The following is a 17,489-nucleotide window of genomic DNA, read 5'->3' as shown; positions in this document are numbered from 1 at the left end:
TTGTATGCCGCGTATGGTACGGATTCCGGCGGCGAATACCAGCACGTTTTACAGCTGCGTTAAATCTGGAGCCCTATAATGATTCACATCATGCAGGCTTAAGGGTAATGGCTAGTGATGCCGGGGTGATGCGTTATATCGACAAGGGTAGCTTTAAAAAGCCTGACAAACCTGGGAGGGCATCAGAAGGGTGCAGGCTCGCTGGGATAAGTATCACTTTTATCTCAGCTTACAGCACCTCAACCAATTCAAATTCTTCCGCGATCAGTTCCATATCTTCAGAAAAATGGCCTTCGCGGAAGAAAAATCGCTGATGCTCTTTCTGCCAGTATTCAAGGCTTAAATCGCCTTCACCCTCTTTGCGAGCGAATTCTTCATTTACATCGCAAAAACGCACCAGCCGCATTGAAACCAGCCGGATCACACAGACCGGGACATTCTGGCCATCAAGAATTATGTTGTAGCTCCCCATCCGCGGAGCAGACACATCCTGCGCGTACGAGGCAAAAGATCCGCAGGTGGCCGTTTTGATTCCTTTTTTAATCAGGTCCGCAAGCACGCTCGCCAGTTCCGGGCCGTCACCCATTTGCCAGGCCACTGCGTCTGGGTACTTCATTTTTAATTCTTCAACCTGAACCATTCAAATCCCTTCTTAACTCTTAACCAAAAGAATCGGAATAGCGGTTTTAGCATAAACCCCCTCGACTGTAGAAGCATAGTCGCCTTTCCTTGCATTTTTAGTTCGGGTGGGAAGGAAAACAAAGCGTTGCGCGTATTGCCCTGGTAAATATATCCTTACGAGGTTATCTGTGTGGTGAATCTGCTGTCTGCAGCCAGGCGCGTGGCTTTGAATATCAGTAACGAGTCACCTGGATGCAACCAGCACCACGCTTTTTCTTAAAATTTTATCCCATTGGAAGGGTTTAACGTGTTCAAGCTTATTTCATCTCTACTGGCCATTTTCCTGCTGTCAGGCTGTAGCTCCGATCTGGTTCTCAGTCCACCTAAACAACCCGAATACAAGTCAATGCCTGAAATAACTCAGTCTGTGACGCCAACGCAACAGCGTGCAATCATGGCCGGCGAGCGGCCAGACTGGTCAGAAAGAACCCCGATCAATACAATAAAGCGATATTAATAGACACTTATCCACCAGGGCTGCCGTTCGGCGGCCTTTTGTTTCCCCTGAATCTGGTTTACGAGAACTTTTCTGACGCCTGGCATTTATTACGTTATCGACCATGCTTAAGACAATGACAATTCAATCACTTCACCGTCGTTGAAGCGGCTACTTCACTTAAATCGAGAACCCTAAATGCGCCATGCATCTATCCCCGTAGCTGCAGCCACGACAATGTTTTTGCTAGGCGTTTTTATCATTAATTTACAGGTTTGGTATTCTGCACGGGCCGATAGCCTGGCAGAGGCGCATTACGTCGTGCGGAACATGAATGTTATTCTTAAAGAAGCTCGTCATGCGACTGAGATGGCAATGCAACTTGCCGAGAATGAGTGTGATGCTGAAGGGCAATATCGGCTGGGCACCGAGGCGGCATTACAGCCTCACCTGAGAACGATCGTTATTCTGAAAAATGATGCGGTCTGGTGCTCCTCGTTACCGGGAAACCGCGTATTGTTGGTCAACAGCTCAGTGCTGCCTGAGTCATCATTGCTCCTCGTCCCTTCGGCCAGTACCGTCAACGGTCTTCCGGTTCTCTTATATCAGACAATTCATGCCGGAAGCCGAATCATCGTTAGCATCAGCGATAGCCATATCCGTGATGCACTGGATATGCCATTAAATGGCGTTGAATATTCCCTGAGAGTAGGCAATACGCTTTTAGGTCTGACAGGCGATGTGACGACGGCAGACCCTACGAATAAAGAGGTATTAACGGTAAAAGCCTCTACTTATCCATTCTCGGTACAATTCACCTCTCCACCTCTTTTTAGCCTTAAGAGATTATTCAATCGAGCCGGAGGCGTGGTGTTATTCCTGCTGATAATATCGTCTCTCTCTGCTTATATTCTTCAACGCTATATTTCTAAGGATGTTTCACCCGAAGAGTCGCTGCGCATCGCCATTTACAAAAATGAAATTATTCCGTATTACCAACCCGTTGTGAGCGGCAAAGAGGGAACCTTACGGGGTGTGGAGGTGCTGGCCAGATGGAAGCATCCTCAATCAGGATTTATTTCCCCCGCGTCCTTCATTCCTCTTGCGGAGAAATCCGGTTTAATTATTCCTTTGACTCAGAGCTTAATGAGGCAGGTTGCAATACACATGAATGCTATTGCGACATTGCTGCCGGAAGGGTTTCACGTAGGGATTAACTTCAGCGCTTCTCATATCGTTGCGCCCACCTTTGTTGAAGAGTGTCTCCACTACAAGCGCAGCTTCACTCAACAGGATCTTAACCTCGTCGTTGAGGTGACGGAGCGTGAACCGCTCGACATTGATGAACATCTTGTTAATACATTGAATGAGCTACATAACAACGGATTTGCCATTGCGCTGGATGACTTTGGTACGGGTTATTCCGGTCTGTCCTATCTGCAGGATCTGCATATTGATTACATTAAAATCGACCAGAGCTTTGTTGCCAGGGTTAACGCGAATGAGGACTCAACGCTAATCCTTGATTCGGTACTGGAGTTGGCCAAAAAACTCTCAATTAGCATCGTGGCGGAAGGCGTTGAAACTGAAGAGCAGCTCGATTACCTCACACGCAATCATATCCGGTTTTTACAGGGTTTTTTCTTTTACAAACCTCTTCCTTTCAAGGAACTGGTCAAAGTTCTCTTGTCGAAGCCAAAAGTTAAGATCAGGGTGGAATAATGTTTATTCGGTTGTTTCTGAGAAAATAAAAAGGGGGGACATCATCCCCCAAAAATGCAGACCATTATTGCTTTAACCACGGTAATATTTTGTTATGTATTGACCGGATGGTCAAATTAATTGTTTTCAACATTCTCTTTGGGATTCTTAAGCAAATGGGTGATTTGGAATATTAGCTGCCTAACGGTTAATTTGACTTTAATCAACATTGTCGCGCCCTCTTTAGATTGATGGATGTAATGATTATTGTTTTGTTAAAACAATGCGCTTACGCTGTGTTTTCGACGTAAGTTGTTTCAGGTTAATTTTTTAAGAAAAAATGCTCGCTGCCATAGCATAATGAAATAATGCTTACTTATTACCGCAGTTTAAATATTAACCAGTAAAGGCCAGGGGCTGAGTTTGTTTTTAGAATAGACGTCTCACTCTGAGATTTTCGTCAGTTAGCGTATAATGCGTCATCCAAAACCGCTAAACACTCCGTGGCTCGTGCTATGACCCTTAATCGCTTTTGTTATTTACTCCTGATTATCGCTGCGATCGGCAGCCTTCTTACTACCCATCCTCTGGTCATGTGGTTTCTGGCGATCAACGTGATGACGTTGTTCATGTATGGCGCCGATAAAATGGCGGCGCGGAAGGGGATGCGCAGGGTTCCGGAAGCGACATTGCTGGTATTTGGCGTGACAGGTGGCTGGCCTGGCGCCATTGTCGGCCAACAACTCTTTCGCCATAAAACCCAAAAGCAGCCCTTCAAAAGCTACTTTTTCATCAGCGTCGTCGTCAGCATCGCCATGATGGCGGCCGTTTATCATTTTTCTTCTTATTCTCTTTTATGAGCGTTGGCAGGGACTGCTGACGGTAAGGCATATCTTTAATTTACTCCTCCGTCACTGCCAATAGTAGTAGGACTATTCTTAAGTGGTTGCTGTTTTTTGCACAATCTGAATAATACGTGCAACAACACGGACGACAACATCCCATGAAAATAGAATCTCTTATTCTGGCAGTGCTGGTGCTCTTTTCTGCGCCTTCCTGGTCTGCTTTTCAGGAGCGGGAATATAATACCTGGTATATAAAAAATGCGGTTCTTTATGATATGACACAGACCTCGGAAGGTTTCCCGGTCATGGTGAGTGTCTCCCAGCCAGGAAGAAAATCCGCTAATTTACTGGTGTCCTATATTACTGAAGGCCGTTGCGGTGAGAAAAACCTGCCGCTAAATGTGAATGGTAAAGTACTGCCCGCCAAATATTATTGTGTTCAGGTAGGACAAAACAGAATTGAACATTTTTCAGTGGTTGATGCGGACAGCGTCAATAGCATGGTGACGCATTTAAAATCCGATTTCACGATCCTCCTGCAAAACGATATCAAGATTTGGGCTGCAAACATCAAAACGCCAAAGTTTGGACTGACGCCGAGATTTTAAATATGAAATGTCATTTCTCATGGCAGGCATTTTTCTCATCAAAGCAATTATTTACACAATAATAGTGTCACTATGTTACTAATCAAAATAAAGAGTAAGTGGCCCTGTTTTTTTACATATTTAAAGAGATTGTATGCTAAACGGTACGAAACCGCATAAATAATCCTTTCTGAAATTATGGATAAAGCTCACTACCAGACTTACGCTTGCTAGCGAATTTAAGTTGTTCAGCGCATCTTTACTGGTAAGGAGCAGAAAATGTCACAACGTAATAGTCTGGATTTGCTAAGCCGTAAAGAAGGAATGTGTTTGTTAGAGCAAAGCATGGGTTTTGTCTGGCAGGCAGCACTTCGGGCTGTCGCGGTATTAGGCGTTGCAGATCTTCTGGTTGAAGGAAAGAAATCCGTTAAGCAGCTGGCGAAGGAGCTTAATGTCGATGGCGACTATCTTCATCGAATCATGCGCTTATTGTCTTCGCGTGGGGTGTTCAACGAATTATCCGAAACGGAATACGGTCTTAGCCATTCAGCTCAATTCCTGCGTTCCGATCATGAATTTTCCTTACGGGCGGCAGTTCTTATGTTGACAGACCAAACATTCTGGCAGCCAGCGGCTAGAATGGATGAAATATTGCAAGGCAAACCTGTTTTTAATTCATTGTTTGGCAAGCCTTTTTACGATTACTGGCAGCATGATGACACGGTGACGGGAAGCAACATTTTTCATGCTGGTATGGCCTCTATGTCATCCGTAGAAAATGAAACTATTACTGGTAGCTATTCATTCCCTGAAAACGCTGTCGTTGCCGATATCGCCGGTGGGCTGGGTAATTTATTGCTGGCAATTTTACGTCGAAATCCGACCTTGACAGGGATCTTGTTTGATCAAAAAGACGTGCTTGAGCGGAACAGACTTTCACTATTGAATGATAATCGCCGATGGAAGACCGTAGAGGGCAGCTTTTTTGAAGCCTGTCCTGCAGCGGACATTTTTTTACTTAAATATATTTTGATGGACTGGCCTGATGAGAAGGCGATTCAGATACTTCAGTGCTGCAGAAATGCAATGAAAGATAACTCCCGATTATTAATTTTTGAACCGCTTATTAAAAAAGAAAATAATCAGCAGGGACGATTTGAAATTGACCTTCTTCTGTTAACAAGCTTTGATGGCGGGCGGGCAAGAACAGAGCCTGAGTATCAGGTCTTGTTTGAACAGACCAATTTGAAGCTGAACAAAATAATAGATACCGGTTCCTATCTGTCGATTTTAGAAGTCATACCTGTCTGAACTTGTCCGTCATTCCGTTTTACCGTATTCCTGCTAAGCTTGTTGGTTGGACCAGGAGCGTAAGCATGATGAACAAAGATGAACAAACCGGATTAGTGGGGCTGGCGATTGGGGCCGCCGTTATTGGGCTAGTTTCAGCGCAGAAACCGATCCATCGCAACAGCATTGTTGATGAACTGGTCAGGCTCGGCAGGCAAAAAGGCGATGGCGTAGAAGATGAGGTTTTCGTGAAGGCCGCCGAGCTGGTGAGAAAAGGGGTATAGCTCATGGCTGAAAGACGTAATGCGAAGTGCCATTGCGGCGCGGTGTCGTTCACCGTTGAGCTTACCGATGGCCTGAACACCGCGCGGCGCTGCAGCTGTTCCTTTTGTCGTATGCGGGGCGCGGTCGTCGTTTCAGCGCCGTTGTCAGGCATTAAGGTGACCAAAGGTGAAGATAAGCTCACCGAGTACCGCTTTAACACGGGAACGGCACGGCATTTCTTCTGCTCGGTATGCGGGATCTACACGTTCCATCAGCGGCGTTCTAACCCAAACGAATATGGCGTTAATGTCGCCTGTTTTGAAAACGTTTCACCTTTTGATTTTCCAGAGGTGAAGGTGATGGACGGCGTTAACCATCCCATGGATGGGGATAGTGGGGTATTAGGTTATCTCTCTTTTCGCGAGAAAGGGGAAGATCAGGCATGATTGCCGCCTGGCCACTCTTTTACTCCTCCGGCTATAGTAGGCAGTGGGTAACTGAAACAGGAGAAACTATGCTCTGTGTTGAAAAAGACGATCCGCGTGAGGCCCCTGAATCAGGTGATAAAAAGCCTCAACCTGTGAAAAAATAACGCGACATACGCGTTTACCCGCCACCGGCACTGCTGGTGGCTTTTTATTTCCAGGGACAATAGTTAACTGCCATCCAGATGGTTTAATAGCGCCCCGAGATGCCCGACGATATCACCAAAATCAAAAATTAACGCCATCCACAGCAATGCTAAAAGGGTAAGTAAGGCAAGGGATACACGACCAAACAACGCTGTTATCCTTAGTGAAGAAAGGGCTATCACCGCAGTTTAACCAGCTTACTTTCAACTTTCCCTCAACCAACCCCTTTCTTAAACTGTCTTATGTGACGAACTTCAAAAAACAAGCGAGCCCGCATGATTATGCGGGCCCTGACAATCAGAACTGGTAAACCAGGCCTAACGCTACAACATCATCGGTGCTGATGCCGTTGTCTTTGTAGAAGCTGTCATCTTCATCCAGCAGGTTGATTTTGTAATCAACGTAGGTGGACATGTTTTTGTTGAAGTAATAGGTGACCCCTACGTCAGCGTATTTAACCAGATCCTGGTCGCCCTGGCCGTTGCCCAGATCCTTACCTTTCGACTGCAGGTAGGAAAGGGACGGACGCAGGCCGAACTCAAACTGGTACTGCGCGGTCACTTCGAAGTTCTGGGTTTTGTTCGCCACGGCGTCGGTGTTATCACCATACGGTGTCATATTGCGGGTTTCAGAATACATCGCCGCCAGATAGATGTTATTGGCGTCATACTTCAGGCCCGCCGTCCAGGCATCCGCTTTGTCTCCACCCGCAGTGGTGTTCATGACCTGCTCGTTGGTTCGGTCAGAAGAGGTATACGCGGCACCCGCAGTAATCCCCATGCCGAAGTCATAGGTGGTAGAGATACCGAAGCCGTCACCGTTCTCGTGACGCGTGTCGCGACCGTTGTTGGTACCTTCCTGGTTGTTGCTGGCGTCTTCATTTTTGCCCTGATACTGCAGCGCAAAGTTCAGGCCCTGCACCAGACCGTAGAAGTCGGTGTTACGGTAGGTTGCCACGCCGTTTGCGCGGCCGGTCATGAAGTTGTCGGCTTTGGTGTAGGAGTCGCCACCGAACTCAGGCAGCATATCGGTCCAGCCTTCCACGTCGTACAGGACACCGTAGTTACGACCGTAATCGAAGGAGCCGTAGTCACCCACTTTTACACCGGCGAAGGCCAGACGCGTCCAGGACTGATTATCAGACCCTTCCGTGTTATTGGCCTGAATGTTGTATTCCCACTGCGCATAGCCGGTCATCGTGTTGTTGATCTGCGTTTCACCCTTGAAACCCAGACGCATATAGGTTTGATCGCCGTCAGCACCTTTGTTATCGGAAAAGTAGTGCAGACCATCTACTTTTCCGTACAGATCTAATTTGTTACCGTCTTTATTATAAATTTCTGCTGCTTGAGCAGAACCAGCTATTAACAGAGCCGGAATGATCAGAGCCAGTATTTTTCTTTGCATTGTGATATTCCTTTGCAGTTGTTTTTATTTAATTACCTGTTGAACTTTCAGAATGAGAAAGTTGTCTCATGCTAAATCACTCCCGCGTAAGAGTAATAAAATATAATTGTTACGAACTAAGTAAAATCTAAACCGAATAAATCGGCGGAAATGATCATTGGTTTGATGAATGATTTAAAAGTAACTATATTAAATTGAAATTATTAATCAGGCGTTAATTAAGGTAATCTGGCCGGCGTTATATGCCTGTAAGATGATTCATCCATAATTAACGTGAATGCTATTAAGGAAACTAAATAGATATTCAATGATTATCTGGATTCGCCCGGTGTGAATACGCCGGGCTTTTTTTATGGCAAAAAAATGCCCGGACAAGCCGGGCAGGGGAACTAGTCGCTGGTTGGTTTTTCGGCTTTACCCGCCATCTGCGCCAGGAAGTCATAGCGTTTTTGCAGGTCAGCAGCGGCATCTTTCCAGAGCTGCCCGGCCACTTCCGGCTGCTGGGCGTTAAGGCGACGGAAGCGCTGTTCCTGCATTAACGTCTCGGCCAGGGCATCCGACGGCGGACGCGAATCCAGCGCCAGCGGTAATTTACCCTCGTCAGCACGACGCGGGTCGAACCGGTACAGCGGCCAGAAGCCGGTCGCTGTCAGCTGACGCATCTGGTCGTGGCTGAGGGCCAGATCGTAGCCATGCTCTTCGCAAGGGCTGTAGGCAATGATCAGCGACGGGCCAGGATACGCTTCCGCTTCCTGAATCGCTTTCACCGTCTGGTTAAGCTGGGCTCCCAGCGAGATTTGCGCGACGTAAACATGACCGTACATCATCATGCTCACCCCGAGATCTTTGCGCGCCTTGCGTTTACCGTGTTCGCCGAATTTCGTTACCGCGCCTAACGGCGTGGCTTTCGACGCCTGGCCGCCGGTATTGGAATAACACTGCGTATCCAGAACCAGGATGTTGACGTTTTCGGTCAGGCTCAACACGTGATCCAGCCCGCCAAAGCCGATATCGTAAGCCCAGCCGTCACCGCCAATCAGCCAGATTGATTTTTCGACCAGAGCGTCAGCGTCGGTCAGCAGCTGTTCAGCCCCCGCAACGCCCTGTAGCGCGCGGCGCAGCTCAGCAACCTGCTCACGACGTTCTTCTGGCGTCGCGTCCGCATGAAGCGCGTCATTGAGCTCAGCGGGGATCTGCCCGGCAAACTGCTCCAGCAGGCGCATCACGCGCGCGCGGTGCTGGTCGACGGTCAGGCGGAAGCCCAGGCCGAATTCGGCGTTGTCCTCGAATAGCGAGTTTGCCCACGCCGGACCGCGCCCATTCGCGTCGGTGGTGTACGGCGTAGAAGGCAAATTGCCCCCGTAGATGGATGAACAGCCGGTTGCGTTGGCAATCAACATCCGGTCACCGTACAGCTGGGTAAGCAGCTTGATATACGGCGTCTCACCGCAGCCGGAGCAGGCGCCAGAGTACTCAAACAGCGGCGTAATCAGCTGTGAGGTACGAATATCAATACGTTCCAGTTTGCTGCGATCGATTTCCGGCAGATTCAGGAAGAAGTCATAGTTGACCTTCTCCTCTTCAACGTGCTCCAGACGCGACATCATATTGATGGCTTTGATCTCCGGATCCTGCCTGTCTTTCGCCGGACAGACCTCGACGCACAGGTTACAGCCGGTGCAATCTTCCGGCGCGACCTGCAGAACGTATTTCTGTCCGCGCATATCGCGAGATTTCACATCCAGCGAATGCAGGCTGGCAGGCGCGGCTTCCATATCTTCCGGTGAAACCACTTTGGCACGAATAGCAGAGTGCGGGCAGGCCGCAACGCAGTGGTTGCACTGGGTACACAGCTCTTCTTTCCAGATGGGGATCGCTTCGGCAATGTTACGTTTTTCCCAGCGCGTGGTGCCCATCGGCCAGGTGCCATCCGGCGGTAGCGCGGAGACGGGAAGGGCATCGCCCAGGCCGGCCAGCATCGCCGCCGTCACGGTCTTCACGAAATCGGGTGCCGCATCGGACACCACCGGAGGGCGGTTCGGGCTTGCGGCATTCACCGGCTGCAGCGGTACCTCAAACAGCGATTCGCGTGCCAGCGCCAGCGCCTGCCAGTTTCGTTCGACCAGTTCCTGACCCTTGCTGCTGTAGCTTTTGGCAATCGCACCCTGCAGTTCCACCAGCGCGCTGTCGCCCGGGAGAATATTGGTCAGATGGAAGAAGGCCATCTGCATAACGGTATTAATACGCGCAGCCAGGCCACATTCGCGGGCAATTTTTGCGGCGTTGACCACGTAGAAACGGGCTTTTTTCTGGTTCAGCACCGCCTGAACTTCCTGCGGCAGCCGCGCCCAGACTTCGTCCGCGCTGTACGGCGTATTGAGGAGGAAAATGCCGCCGGGCTTCAGGCGCTCGGCCATCTGGTATTTATCGATAAACTGCAGCTGGTGGCAGCCAACAAAATCGGCCTGAGAAATAAGATACGCGGAGCGGATGGGCTGCTCGCTCACGCGCAGGTGGGAAACGGTCAGGCCGCCTGCTTTTTTGGAGTCGTAGACGAAGTACCCCTGGGCGTACCACGGCGTGGAGTTACCGATGATTTTGATGTTGTTTTTGGTCGCGGAGACGCTGCCGTCGCTGCCCAGACCGTAGAACAGCGCCTCAAGTTTGGCGGTCGAGGGCAGGGTGTTTTCCGGCAACGACAGGGAAAGATTCGTCACATCATCATAAATGCCGACGGTAAAGCGCGGTTTGGGTTTCGCTTCGCTTAACTCGTTGAATACCGCCAGCACGCAGTCCGGCCCAAACTCCTTGGAGGACAAGCCATAGCGACCGCCAATCACGCGCGGCAGCGTTTCACGTTCGCCCTGATTAAAGGCTTCTGCCAGGGCGGTCATCACATCCAGATAGAGGGGTTCCGCCTGCGCGCCCGGCTCTTTGGTACGGTCGAGCACCGCCACAGCGCGCGCGCTTTCAGGCAGAGCCGAAAGCAGATGTTTGGCCGAGAACGGGCGATAGAGACGCACCTTAAGCACGCCAACTTTTTCACCGCGCGTCAGCAGCTCGTCAACCACCTCTTCACAGGTCCCAATGGCTGACCCCATCAGCACAATTACCCGTTCCGCCTGCGGATGGCCGTAGTACTCAAACGGTTTGTACTGCCGGCCGGTTGCGGCGGCAAAGTCATTCATTGCCTGTTCAACATGGTCGTAAACCGCGTTGTACCAGGGGTTCGTGGCCTCGCGGGACTGGAAATAGGTATCCGGGTTCGCCGATGTTCCGCGAATAACCGGGTGTTCAGGATTAAGAGCCCGGGCGCGATGCGCGTCGATTTCCGCCTGCGGCAGCAGATTCAGGATAGTGTCGTCGGCCAGCGGGACGATTTTGTTGATTTCGTGAGAGGTGCGGAAACCATCAAAGAAGTGAATAAACGGCACGCGGCTTTTGAGCGTGGCGATATGCGAAATTAAGGCAAAGTCCTGCGCTTCGTGAACGCTGCTGGCGCATAGCATCGCGCAGCCGGTCTGGCGCACGGCCATCACGTCGGAGTGGTCGCCAAAGATAGAGAGCGCGTGGGTGGCAACGGTACGCGCGGCAACGTGCAGAACGAAGGGGGTCAGCTGACCGGCGAGTTTGTAAAGCGTAGGGATCATTAACAGCAATCCCTGTGAGGAGGTAAACGACGTGGAAAGCGCGCCGGTCTGAAGCGCACCGTGTACCGTGGCAATCGCACCGGCTTCAGACTGCATCTCAACCACTCTCGGGACATCGCCCCAGACGTTTTTTAACCCGTTACCCGCCCATGCGTCCGCCTGCTCGGCCATGGTAGAACTTGGCGTAATCGGGTAGATGGCGATAACTTCACTGGTGCGAAACGCGACTGAGGCAACTGCACCATTACCGTCAATAGTTTGCATAGGACAACACCCTTACATTGCGCAAAAAATAGGGGTCTGTATTACGGCAACAAACCCTGAATATTATCTGTGTATTCTAGCAAACGGGGGATTTTACGATTTTCGCTTTTGTGTCCTTGGTATTCCTGCCATCAATGAGTAGATCAAACTTTTGGCGAAAAAATTGCGAGAAATTGTTTCTGAAGCGCATAAATACGCACTTCCGCTCTCGACGACACGGGATGTGATGCCTATTATGCATAGGTTTCGCATTATTCATGGGGGAGAGAGCATGCGTTCAGCATTTTGGGTAGGGTGTGCCGCGTTATTGTTGTCGGCATGTAGCAGTGAGCCAGTCCAGCAGGCAACGGCAGCCCACGTGGCGCCGGGAATGAAAGCGGCGATGTCAAGTTCAGGTCAGGCCAACTGCGCGATGATTGGCGGTTCGCTGTCTGTCGCCCGCCAGCTTGATGGTTCTGCTATTGGGATGTGCGCCTTGCCAAACGGCAAACGCTGTAGCGAACAGTCGCTTGCCGTTGGAAGCTGCGGTAACTACTGATTATTCTACACGCTTAAACATCAGCGTTTTATCGGCTGTCGCCAGCGTTAACTGGTCCTCAGTCAGGTCGACCTGCGCCCCTTTGCGCAGCATGTCGCCGATGGTCTGATCCAGCTCATTCAGCTGCGGCTCAGTACAGAGCTTACGGGTCATGGCCAGCGTTTTAACCTTCAGCTCGCCTTCGGACAATTTCCCCTGTCCGTTGAAGCGGTTACACATCTGACCAGAAACGCTGATGTTATTCACCAGGCTGATATCTGGCAGCGCGCCAAAGCTGAGCTCAGGTTGCGTTGTCGCGGTCTTCACGGCCTTACCGTTGACGTTTTCCAGCACAAAGCGGTGGTTTTTAAGTTGCTCCGGCTGTACGGAGGCTTTGCCCGGATTAACGCAGCCGGAAAGGACAAGACTAATAACGCTTAACGCAATGAGCTTTTTCATTTTTCTTCTCAAACTATAAATACCGTGAATCTTTTTCCAGTGTAACGATACTCTGCCGTGCGTTAATGGGGTTTATCTGAAAGTGCTGGGAGGAGCCGGGCAACGCAGCGGTTGCCCGGAATGACGTTAATGCGATTTAAACCCTGCCGCCGTCATCAGCATACGGAAGAGCATACTGACAGCAGCCAGCGCCAGTACGCTGCCGCCCCAGATAATGGCCAGCCACAGTAATCTTTTCCAGACCGGTTGTTGCATCAGTGATAACCCTCCCCATGCTGAACTTTGCCGCGAAACACGTAGTAGCTCCAGAAGGTGTAGACCAGAATAACGGGAATGATCAACAGCGCGCCCACCAGCATAAAGCCCTGGCTTTGCGTCGGGGCGGCGGCCTGCCACAGGGTGATCGACGGTGGAATAATATGCGGCCAGATGCTGATCCCAAGCCCGCTAAAGCCGAGGAATATCAGCCCCAGCGTCAGAATAAACGGACGGCTATGGCTGGCGGGATTATTCAGGCAGCGCCACTGGTACAGGCTAAAAATCACCACCAGAGCAGGGACCGGCAGCAGATAAAACAGATTCGGTAGCGTGAACCAGCGCGCAGCGATGGCCGGTTGCGCCAGCGGCGTCCAGAGGCTGATCGCCGCAATAAACGCCAGCAGCACGATTAACAGCGTTTTCGACACCTCACGCATCCGCTCCTGCAGCGCGTTTTCGCTTTTCATCACCAGCCAGGTAGAGCCTAACAGCGCATAAGCCACCACCAGCCCCGCGCCGCAAAACAGGTTAAACGCGGTAAACCAGTCAAAGGGGCCGCCGGTATAGGCCCGGCCGGTGACGGTAAAGCCGTTAATGACGGCGCCTACCGTCACGCCCTGGGTGAACGTTGCCAGAATTGAACCGCCAATAAACGCCTTATCCCAGAAGGGGCGGTGGGCCGGCGTGGCTTTAAAGCGAAACTCAAATGCCACTCCACGGAAAATAAGTCCGATCAGCATTAATGTTAGCGGAATGGTCAGGGCATCAACGATCACCGCATAGGCCAGCGGGAATGCGCCGAACAGGGCGGCACCGCCAAGCACCAGCCAGGTTTCATTTCCGTCCCAGACCGGCGCGACGCTGTTGACCATCACGTCGCGATCGTCGGCGTTCTGCGTGGCCGGGAACAGAATGCCAATCCCCAGATCAAAACCGTCCATCACAATATACATCAGCGTGGCGAAGACGATGATCACAAACCAAATAATGGAAAGGTCGATACCCATTATGGCTGCTCCTTATGTTCAGTTGTGACGGCAGAAAGCGGGCGCGCCGGACGTCCGTCGGACTCGGTGGCGAAAGTTTCATGCGGCTGCGGGCCTTTTCGGATGAGGCGCACCATATAGCTGTAACCCACGCCGAATACCGAGGTATAGACGACGAAGAAGGCCAGCAGGCTTACGCTCATATGCAGGTCACCGTGGGCAGAAACCGCATCCTTCGTTCGCTGGAGTCCGTAGACCACCCACGGCTGGCGGCCCACTTCGGTGGTGATCCACCCGGCCAGGATGGCAATCAGCCCGGTTGGCCCCATCAGCAGCGCAAACCACAGGAAGGGGCGAGACGAATACACGCGTTTTTTGTAGCGCAGCCAGAGAGCCATCACCCCGAGCAGCAGCATCAGCATGCCCAGGCCCGCCATGATGCGGAATGACCAGAACACGATGGTGGAATTCGGACGGTCTTCCTTCGGGAACTCTTTGAGAGCCGGAACCTGTTTATCCAGACTGTGCGTCAGGATAAGACTCCCCAGCGCTGGGATCTCCAGCCCAAAGCGGGTGCGCTCCTGTTCCATATCCGGCCAGCCAAACAGCAGCAGCGGGGTAGGCTCACCCGGTGGATTTTCCCAGTGGCCTTCAATGGCGGCAATCTTGGCGGGCTGGTGCTTTAAGGTGTTCAGACCGTGCATATCGCCAACCATGGCCTGGATGGGGGCGACAATCAGCGTCATCCACAGCGCCATCGAAAACATTGCCCGTATGGCAGGGGTATTATTGCCGCGCAGCAGATGCCATGCCGCGGATGCGGCCACAAACAGGGCGCTGCTCAGGAATGCGGCTATCGACATATGCAGCAGGCGGTAAGGGAAGGAGGGGTTAAACACCACGGCGAACCAGTCCACCGGCACGACCTGACCGTTGACGATCTCATAGCCCTGCGGGGTCTGCATCCAACTGTTCGACGAGAGGATCCAGAAGGTAGAAATAATAGTGCCCAACGCCACCATGCAGGTGGAGAAGAAGTGCAGACCCGGCCCGACTTTGTTCCAGCCGAACAGCATCACGCCGAGGAACCCGGCTTCGAGGAAGAAGGCGGTCAGCACTTCATAGGTCAGCAGCGGGCCGGTAATGCTGCCCGCAAACTGTGAAAATCCGCTCCAGTTGGTGCCGAACTGGTAGGCCATCACCAGCCCGGAGACCACGCCCATGCCAAAGTTGACGGCAAAAATCTTCGACCAGAAATGGTACAGCGAGCGCCAGACCGGATTTTTGGTTTTCAGCCACAGCCCTTCGAGTACGGCAAGATAGCTTGCCAGGCCGATGGTGATCGCCGGGAAAATAATGTGAAAGGATACGGTAAAGGCAAACTGTATCCGTGCAAGGTGAAAAGCATCTAAACCAAACATGCACAGCCTCAATGTCAAACGGTGTGCTGTTATGGTATAGGGGCAAGGTTCGGACTATCAGACGCAGAAAAGTGATTTTTAACCATAACAGTTGACTTAAAACTCATGCTTTAGTCATCTGATATACCTCGCATGAGGAATAAAAACCGTCTTTTTATGAATTTTACGCATAAAACTGCTTGCCTTGTCGTCTGCGCCGTGCGTTAATGACCCTCTGGTTTTGAGTCCAAATAAATATCTGACGTAGTTTTATAAAGCAGTTCTCATCACGTTGTGCCTCTCCGCAGCCTCTCTTGGGTCTTTATCTACTTTCCGATTCGTTTTGTTTAAAACCATTATTGCCCAATCGGCCCATTAGTAATTTACGTTTTTACGTTCACAGGAGAATCCTATGACTTCTTATATTCATTTCCGCTGCCCATGCTGTCATGGCTCGCAGTACCGTACCTCAGTCTTTGATATGTCTGAGAAAAACCCACTCGGCGCGAAATGCATCTTTTGCAAATCGTCGATGATTACGCTCGATCACCTGGCCGCCGCGCGTCAGGCGCAAAGCCACGTTACCGAGTACCGTAAGTAATTCGTTTCACGAACTATAACAGTTAGCTAAATCTTCTCTTTTTCTCCTGCTGATATACACTGTCGGTCACAAGGAGAATTTGATGAAAAAATACCAGCGTCTGGCGCAACAAATTATCTCGCAGATTGAGCTTGGCGTATGGCTGCCGGGCGATAAGCTGCCTTCGCTGCGAGAGCAGGTGGCGAGCAGCGGCATGAGTTTTATGACCGTTGGCCACGCGTATCAGATGCTGGAAAGTCAGGGGCGCATTGTCGCCAGACCGCAGTCGGGCTATTACGTTGCCTCGCGCCCGACCGCACATCAGCCTGCTCCACCTGCCCAGGTGATGCGTGACGAAGTGGTGGATATTAATACCTACATCTTCGACGTCTTACAGGCCAGCCGCGACCCGTCCGTTGTTCCTTTTGCCTCCGCGTTTCCCGATCCCCGACTTTTCCCGCTGCAGCAGCTCAACCGCTCGCTGGCGAACGTCAGCAAAACCGCGACGGCGATGAGCGTGATTGAGAACCTGCCGCCGGGTAACGTCGATCTCCGCCACGCCATTGCCCGTCGCTACGCGCAGCAGGGGATGAACATCTCCCCGGAAGAGATTGTGATCACCGCAGGCGCGCTTGAAGCGCTCAATCTCAGCCTGCAGGCGGTAACCGAGCCGGGCGACTGGGTGATAGTCGAAAACCCGTGTTTCTACGGCGCGCTGCAGGCGCTGGAACGCCTGAAGCTCAAAGCGTTGTCGATTGCGACGGATGTCCGCGAGGGGATTGATCTGAATGCCCTTGAACAGGCGCTGAAGGAGTACCCGGTTAAAGCCTGCTGGATCATGACCAACAGTCAAAACCCGCTTGGCTTCACGCTGAGCGCGGAGAAAAAAGCGCAGCTTGTCGCGCTGTTAACGCAGCACAACGTCCCCCTGATTGAAGACGATGTCTACAGCGAGCTCTATTTTGGCCGCGAAAAGCCGCTCCCGGCGAAAGCATGGGATCGCCAGGACATGACGCTGCACTGCTCGTCCTTTTCAAAATGCCTGGTGGCCGGTTTTCGCATCGGCTGGGTTGCGGCAGGAAAACACGCGAGACGCATTCAGCAGCTGCAGCTGATGAGCACGCTCTCAACCAGCTCACCCGTGCAGCTGGCGCTGGTGGATTACCTGGCGACGAAACGCTACGACGCCCATCTGCGCCGCCTGCGGCGTACCCTCGCCGAGCGAAAACAGCAGGCCTGGCAGTCTCTTTTGCGCCATATGCCTGCCGGCGTCAAAATTCACCATAACGACAGCGGCTACTTTTTATGGCTGGAGCTTCCGGCGCAGCTGGATGCGGGTCTGCTCAGCGAAAAAGCCTTAACGCACCACATCAGCATTGCGCCCGGAAAGATGTTTTCCACCTCCGACGCGTGGACACCGTTCTTCCGGTTTAATACCTCCTGGGCCTGGGGAGAGCGAGAAGAGCAGGCGGTCATTCAGTTAGGAAAATTAATTAGCACGATGCTGGAATAAACTTTTCTCCGTTATTTAA

17 protein-coding genes and 1 pseudogene are annotated in these 17,489 nt (G+C 51.5%); 10 read left to right on the top strand and 8 right to left on the bottom strand.

What is annotated here, in order from left to right:
- Nucleotide 1 precedes the first annotated feature (1 nt).
- Together LBF07_RS00870 and LBF07_RS00865 are read right to left on the bottom strand one after the other, a co-directional pair.
- A pseudogene (locus LBF07_RS00870) lies at nt 2-73 on the bottom strand (hypothetical protein); the annotation flags it as partial.
- A gap of 156 nt (nt 74-229) precedes the next feature.
- On the bottom strand, nt 230-640 hold the full coding sequence (locus LBF07_RS00865; RefSeq protein WP_165356699.1) for an ASCH domain-containing protein: 411 nt from the start codon (nt 638-640) through the stop codon (nt 230-232).
- 675 nt (nt 641-1,315) lie between these two features.
- Here LBF07_RS00865 and LBF07_RS00860 point away from each other — a divergent pair.
- From LBF07_RS00860 to LBF07_RS00830, 7 genes are all read left to right on the top strand, one after another.
- Nucleotides 1,316-2,839, top strand: a complete 1,524-nt coding sequence (locus LBF07_RS00860) for a cyclic diguanylate phosphodiesterase (RefSeq protein ID WP_094934971.1) — start codon at nt 1,316-1,318, stop codon at nt 2,837-2,839.
- A gap of 494 nt (nt 2,840-3,333) precedes the next feature.
- Entirely contained in the window at nt 3,334-3,678 is a 345-nt protein-coding gene (locus tag LBF07_RS00855; protein ID WP_058841015.1) for a DUF1294 domain-containing protein, read from the top strand.
- A 143-nt stretch (nt 3,679-3,821) separates the two neighbouring features.
- Nucleotides 3,822-4,271, top strand: coding sequence for a hypothetical protein (locus tag LBF07_RS00850; RefSeq protein WP_033145699.1), 450 nt, complete (start codon nt 3,822-3,824; stop codon nt 4,269-4,271).
- A gap of 258 nt (nt 4,272-4,529) precedes the next feature.
- Nucleotides 4,530-5,561 (top strand): methyltransferase, encoded by a 1,032-nt coding sequence (locus tag LBF07_RS00845; protein WP_045143078.1) that lies wholly within the window; start codon nt 4,530-4,532, stop codon nt 5,559-5,561.
- A 65-nt stretch (nt 5,562-5,626) separates the two neighbouring features.
- Entirely contained in the window at nt 5,627-5,824 is a 198-nt protein-coding gene (locus LBF07_RS00840; RefSeq protein ID WP_023616678.1) for a hypothetical protein, read from the top strand.
- 3 nt (nt 5,825-5,827) lie between these two features.
- Complete coding sequence (locus LBF07_RS00835) at nt 5,828-6,250, top strand: GFA family protein (RefSeq protein WP_094934972.1); 423 nt, start codon at nt 5,828-5,830, stop codon at nt 6,248-6,250.
- A 68-nt stretch (nt 6,251-6,318) separates the two neighbouring features.
- The gene (locus tag LBF07_RS00830) at nt 6,319-6,396 is read left to right on the top strand and encodes a hypothetical protein (protein WP_223239581.1); all 78 of its coding nucleotides are present in this window, start codon (nt 6,319-6,321) and stop codon (nt 6,394-6,396) included.
- Between the two features lie 337 nt (nt 6,397-6,733).
- Here the strand turns inward: LBF07_RS00830 and ompC are convergent, their stop codons facing one another.
- Together ompC and nifJ are read right to left on the bottom strand one after the other, a co-directional pair.
- Nucleotides 6,734-7,843, bottom strand: coding sequence for a porin OmpC (ompC, locus tag LBF07_RS00825; RefSeq protein WP_206462007.1), 1,110 nt, complete (start codon nt 7,841-7,843; stop codon nt 6,734-6,736).
- Nucleotides 7,844-8,232: 389 nt separating this feature from the next.
- Entirely contained in the window at nt 8,233-11,757 is a 3,525-nt protein-coding gene (nifJ, locus tag LBF07_RS00820) for a pyruvate:ferredoxin (flavodoxin) oxidoreductase (RefSeq protein ID WP_112778280.1), read from the bottom strand.
- 271 nt (nt 11,758-12,028) lie between these two features.
- Between nifJ and LBF07_RS00815 the strand changes: the two genes are divergently transcribed.
- Nucleotides 12,029-12,295, top strand: a complete 267-nt coding sequence (locus LBF07_RS00815; protein ID WP_023312003.1) for a DUF333 domain-containing protein — start codon at nt 12,029-12,031, stop codon at nt 12,293-12,295.
- On the opposite strand, the gene hslJ is transcribed toward LBF07_RS00815, so the two are convergent.
- The 4 genes from hslJ to LBF07_RS00795 all read right to left on the bottom strand — a co-directional run bounded on the left by hslJ (nt 12,296) and on the right by LBF07_RS00795 (nt 15,398).
- Nucleotides 12,296-12,733 (bottom strand): heat shock protein HslJ, encoded by a 438-nt coding sequence (hslJ, locus tag LBF07_RS00810; protein ID WP_058841012.1) that lies wholly within the window; start codon nt 12,731-12,733, stop codon nt 12,296-12,298.
- Between the two features lie 126 nt (nt 12,734-12,859).
- The gene (locus LBF07_RS00805; protein ID WP_008501283.1) at nt 12,860-12,988 is read right to left on the bottom strand and encodes a DUF2474 domain-containing protein; all 129 of its coding nucleotides are present in this window, start codon (nt 12,986-12,988) and stop codon (nt 12,860-12,862) included.
- On the bottom strand, nt 12,988-13,998 hold the full coding sequence (gene cydB / locus LBF07_RS00800; RefSeq protein WP_033145694.1) for a cytochrome d ubiquinol oxidase subunit II: 1,011 nt from the start codon (nt 13,996-13,998) through the stop codon (nt 12,988-12,990). The genes LBF07_RS00805 and cydB overlap by 1 nt, the downstream gene beginning before the upstream one ends.
- Complete coding sequence (locus LBF07_RS00795) at nt 13,998-15,398, bottom strand: cytochrome ubiquinol oxidase subunit I (RefSeq protein ID WP_087822669.1); 1,401 nt, start codon at nt 15,396-15,398, stop codon at nt 13,998-14,000. Before LBF07_RS00795 ends, cydB begins: the two co-directional genes overlap by 1 nt.
- Before the next feature lie 391 nt (nt 15,399-15,789).
- Between LBF07_RS00795 and LBF07_RS00790 the strand changes: the two genes are divergently transcribed.
- Nucleotides 15,790-15,978, top strand: a complete 189-nt coding sequence (locus tag LBF07_RS00790) for a hypothetical protein (RefSeq protein ID WP_023335881.1) — start codon at nt 15,790-15,792, stop codon at nt 15,976-15,978.
- A gap of 82 nt (nt 15,979-16,060) precedes the next feature.
- Nucleotides 16,061-17,470 carry a PLP-dependent aminotransferase family protein gene (locus tag LBF07_RS00785; RefSeq protein WP_033145692.1) on the top strand — a complete coding sequence of 470 codons (1,410 nt, stop codon included), beginning with the start codon at nt 16,061-16,063 and terminating at the stop codon, nt 17,468-17,470.
- The last annotated feature ends 19 nt before the right edge of the window (nt 17,471-17,489 follow it).

It is taken from the genome of Enterobacter cloacae complex sp. ECL352, from assembly GCF_020149545.1.
GTDB lineage: Bacteria > Pseudomonadota > Gammaproteobacteria > Enterobacterales > Enterobacteriaceae > Enterobacter > Enterobacter asburiae_B.
This window is presented reverse-complemented; position numbering and strand designations above follow the sequence as displayed.